The sequence below is a fragment of the Salinisphaera hydrothermalis C41B8 genome, assembly GCF_000732535.1.
GTDB lineage: Bacteria > Pseudomonadota > Gammaproteobacteria > Nevskiales > Salinisphaeraceae > Salinisphaera > Salinisphaera hydrothermalis.
Map to the genome: position 1 here is coordinate 1 of NZ_APNK01000072.1, position 3864 is coordinate 3864.

The 3864-nt window shown below is 49.5% G+C and carries 4 protein-coding genes and 1 pseudogene; 1 reads left to right on the plus strand and 4 read right to left on the minus strand.

Annotated features, from left to right (window positions below; all coding sequences use genetic code 11):
• Nucleotides 1-67 precede the first annotated feature (67 nt).
• Nucleotides 68-295 (plus strand): annotated as a pseudogene (locus C41B8_RS21225) (ester cyclase); the annotation flags it as partial.
• Between the two features lie 171 nt (nt 296-466).
• On the opposite strand, the gene C41B8_RS19060 reads toward C41B8_RS21225, so the two are convergent.
• From C41B8_RS19060 to C41B8_RS20295, 4 genes are all read right to left on the minus strand, one after another.
• Nucleotides 467-1078 carry a hypothetical protein gene (locus C41B8_RS19060; RefSeq protein ID WP_156962607.1) on the minus strand — a complete coding sequence of 204 codons (612 nt, stop codon included), beginning with the start codon at nt 1076-1078 and terminating at the stop codon, nt 467-469.
• Nucleotides 1079-2347: 1269 nt separating this feature from the next.
• On the minus strand, nt 2348-2485 hold the full coding sequence (locus tag C41B8_RS20600; protein WP_156962608.1) for a hypothetical protein: 138 nt from the start codon (nt 2483-2485) through the stop codon (nt 2348-2350).
• Between the two features lie 38 nt (nt 2486-2523).
• Nucleotides 2524-2976: a hypothetical protein gene (locus C41B8_RS19065; RefSeq protein ID WP_156962609.1), complete on the minus strand. Its 453-nt coding sequence runs from the start codon at nt 2974-2976 to the stop codon at nt 2524-2526.
• Nucleotides 2977-3141: 165 nt separating this feature from the next.
• Nucleotides 3142-3864 (minus strand): S1 family peptidase (locus tag C41B8_RS20295; protein ID WP_232226129.1); only part of this gene is annotated, 723 nt, incomplete at its 5' end.

Consider the following 3864-nt stretch of genomic DNA (forward strand, 5'->3'; position numbering starts at 1 on the left):
ACGGGATCGAGTCTAGCCGATTTCTACACCCTCGGCTGCCTGCAGAATCCGAAGATAGACCCCACGCCTCCCAGACCTGCAGTTCGATATTCAACTCCTCACCGTCGACCCGCCCTACGTGGGTAGCCGGCTCGACTTCGACTGCACGCCGACGGGCGAGCTCTTCGGCCTCCCGATCAACGGCCGGCGCATCCAGTTCACCGAGAACGTGTTCTACGAATTCGTCGATTCGCGGATCAAAACGGTATGGTCGGTCATCGACGAGGCGGCGATCCGAAGACAGATCGGGGAATAGATCGATAGCAGCTCGGCTGAGCCCCTTCGCGCCGAGCAAAAAAGTTACGGGTAACCCGCTGGCCATCGAGGGTGGAGCGCGTGGCCTGCCGCGAATGGCGCTCCCCGCGAATTCCGGCGAAAAGGCCTCTGCGTTGCAGTTTGAAGTTGAATCCACCGAATTGTTAGGAGTTTATCCCCCAACCCGCTGGCTGATCTCAGGCTCATTCATTAACTCTCTCAACAGTTCGCCATCCCGATTGGCAACATGCCCAGAAATGACAAATTTGAACTGGAGCCCAAAGCCACAGAGCCGGTCATTGGCGTCAATGATGCTGCGGAAATCGTTCTCCCGATACACATACACGCTTGCTTTATCCAGGTCACCAATTGTTGTCCTTGGGTCAATTAACAAAAGTGCGTCCGGGAGATTAGGGCTATCGCCCCAAGTCCAATGAGCCAACTTGTTTCGATCTTTCTCATTCGTCTTGCTTATAGCTAAAAGTGCTCGGAAAACTGCCAGCTCATCTGATCCATTTTCGAAAAATGAGTCGGCGGCAGCCCTGATGGCGTCGTTTTTTGCCGACTGATTATTCAAAGACAGAAAGATGTTGGTAGCCAACGCTTCATTACCACCAAACATTTCAACGAATAGCTTGAGCATGAAGCTTTCAACGTTGGCCCAAGACGCAATAGCCTCGGCAGCCAACGCTGCTAATTCAGGATGGCGAAGCAAAGGCCTATCTCCAGCATTCCCTATCATAATGCTGGCATTCGGATTCACTCTGGAAAGAGGCTGAGGCATCTTTGCTCTCCTAACGCCCGAGCGCACCGGCGCACTTTAGTGCGTCCGAGTGACGCGACTTGTTAGCCATGATTTTCGTCAAGTTGTGAAATGAGTCCACCGCTTGTTTAGGTCAAATACATTGAAATTTCCTGCTCCCGAGGAAGCCCAAAACGCCAACCAATTCCTATTGATATCGAACTGGTTGTAACCATCGTGGTTATTAGAGACTGCAAATCCCGTCCAATTCCGGTTCGTGTCGAACAAGAGCATGACCCTCTCATTCGCAGACACCGTAAAGCCGACAGTGTTGTGGTTCAGGTCAAAAATATATTTCCCTGGAATTTGCAACGAACGAATCGGATCGATACTAATGGATCGGTTGGGATCAATCGATGTCGTCCGTCTTGGGTCAATCGAAATTGTTCTATGAGGATCTATTGATATCATCCTATTAGGATCAATGGATATAGTCCGCCTTGGATCGATTGATATTGTCCTAAAAGGATCTATAGAAATAGTACGATTTGGATCTTTCGATATAGATCGCCTCGGATCAATAGATATCGTCCTATGCGGATCTACCGATATCGATCGAGTTGGATCGCGAGATATTGGAATATGCATGGCTCTCCTCTGGCTAATGCCTAAGCTCAGTTGGCGACCTAAGCGCGGCAGCGCTTTGGGCGGTCAACTGCAGCGAACCGTTGGGCGTCAATGCCTTTTCCTGTAGACACCCTGCCAATTTAACCGGCCCTCATGATCGGCACCGGCAGTCTGGGTAACAACCACATGCTCCTCGATATCAAAGCTTCTTTGGCTATTATTCTCGATTTTAAGATAACGATTGCCGTCACATTTGCCGAGGAAGCCTAGCCATACGGAATACTGCTTGCCATTGCGATTACTAGATCCGCCGCAGACCTTGCTACTTGTGGTACGCCATCCGTCATCTTGTTCGATATACGTTTTATATATAACGCGGTTCGATAAGACGATTACTTTCTTTGGGCCGAGCCGTCGAGGTTCTCCAGCGAATCGGGTATAGGACCCCTGGATATGTCGCGGAACAGAAGCTGAAGACCAGCTAGTCCATGCGGAGTCACCGCATGCGCATAAGGCGAGCACAATCAAAAGTGGAGATACTCGAATCGGACCCATGCAACTACGCTAGCTTGGCGCCCAACGCCCTAGCTCAGTTGCCGCCGGAGCAGCCGAAGGCTGCGGAGGGAAACCCAAAGCGCGACAGCGCTTTGGTTGGTCCACTGCAGCGACTTGTTATAAGCGCAACTAATCGTCTTCCTTATCTGACGGCTGATTCGTCTTAGGCCGGACGTTGTGCTCTTTGATGTTTTCATTTGGCGGCATAGTCGGTTCGGCCGGGCGATCCTTGTCTTCAGTCGGCTCGTCTTCCTCGGGGATGTTCATTTCCTGACCTCGGTTCGGGTGAGTAGCTTCGTCAGATATTAACCGTACGTTATATGTTTTGTCTTGGCGATTGATATTGGTATAAATATACGGGACTGCAGAAAATGCCAGGAATAACAATGAAATGGCGAGCGCCGCGTTGCAGCGATACAAATATCCCGACTTACGCTTATTATTAGCGGCATTTTTTCAGTTGCCTCACCTAGCCGGATGTTAAAGCTTTCTTCAAATTTTCTCTCAGCGGCAGATTCACCATCGCCGTACTTTTTGTGCCAGGCATTGAGCTTGTCGTAGTGACACTTCAAGGTTAGCGGCGTGGGAACGCGCGCGTATTCGTAACCTACGAACGCCTTGAAAAGAAACAGCGCGGCTAATGCAATGAAAATCACCGAAACGGCTACCAGCACGATGAAAAAATAGGTAAAAAACCCGACTTGGTACGGAAATTTTTGGATCATGACAGCAGCAGCGCTACCAATGATCGTCGACACAGCGATTGGCACATTTAGCGACCGGGACAAGTACGAACGGTGCTCCCACTCAAACTCGTAGTGGTCTTTATATATTTCCGACCTCACTCGTGCACCTTATAACGCCGAAGCTCAGTTGTCGGCCGAAGCGCGGCAGCGCTTTGGGCGGTCAACTGGAGCATCCTGTTAGGCTGAGTTAAATCCGACGCTATGTGCGGCATGATCTAATAACCCCTTTACGGAAGAGGCTTTTAGAACGACACCAAGCCCTATAACTTGCTGCACGCCCAGCGCCGTACCAACAGGAATAGCCTCAACTCGCGAGTTTTTAATCATAGTTTGCGAAATTACGCCGATTATTTTGTGCTCACCGTTTACTGCTGCAAATACGGGGCTACCGCTAGACCCTTGAAATACTTGCGCATCCAGAAGAAATTCTTCTTTTCCATTGAAATTCACATTTGGAGCTGAAGCGATAACGCCCTTACGCATTAACGGCAAATTATGTGTAACGTCAAATCTATTTTCGGGATATCCGATAAAGAACGCTTCTTGACCTATCGAGAGATTTTGAGGCAAATGTTCAAAAAATTTTTCGTAGGTGTAATGCCGAAAATAAAGCCCTAGGTCGGGTGTTCCGAACGACGATATATTGACGCATGCAAGATCAACATCTGGATCAGGATGAGCCACGTATCCGCCTGCGAATTCGAACGGTGATATTCGAGTCAAACTGCCTAGTACCGGCTCACCGGAGTTTTCTTCTCTTTTGGTAAATACGAGCGAAATTTGATGGTCTGGATCAACGAATACGTGGCGGTTAGAAACTAAAAATAGGTAGCTTGAATCTTCTCGGGAGCTATATGCAAGTCTGGTGTATGGAGACTTGATCAAGCGGCGCTCCGGCGG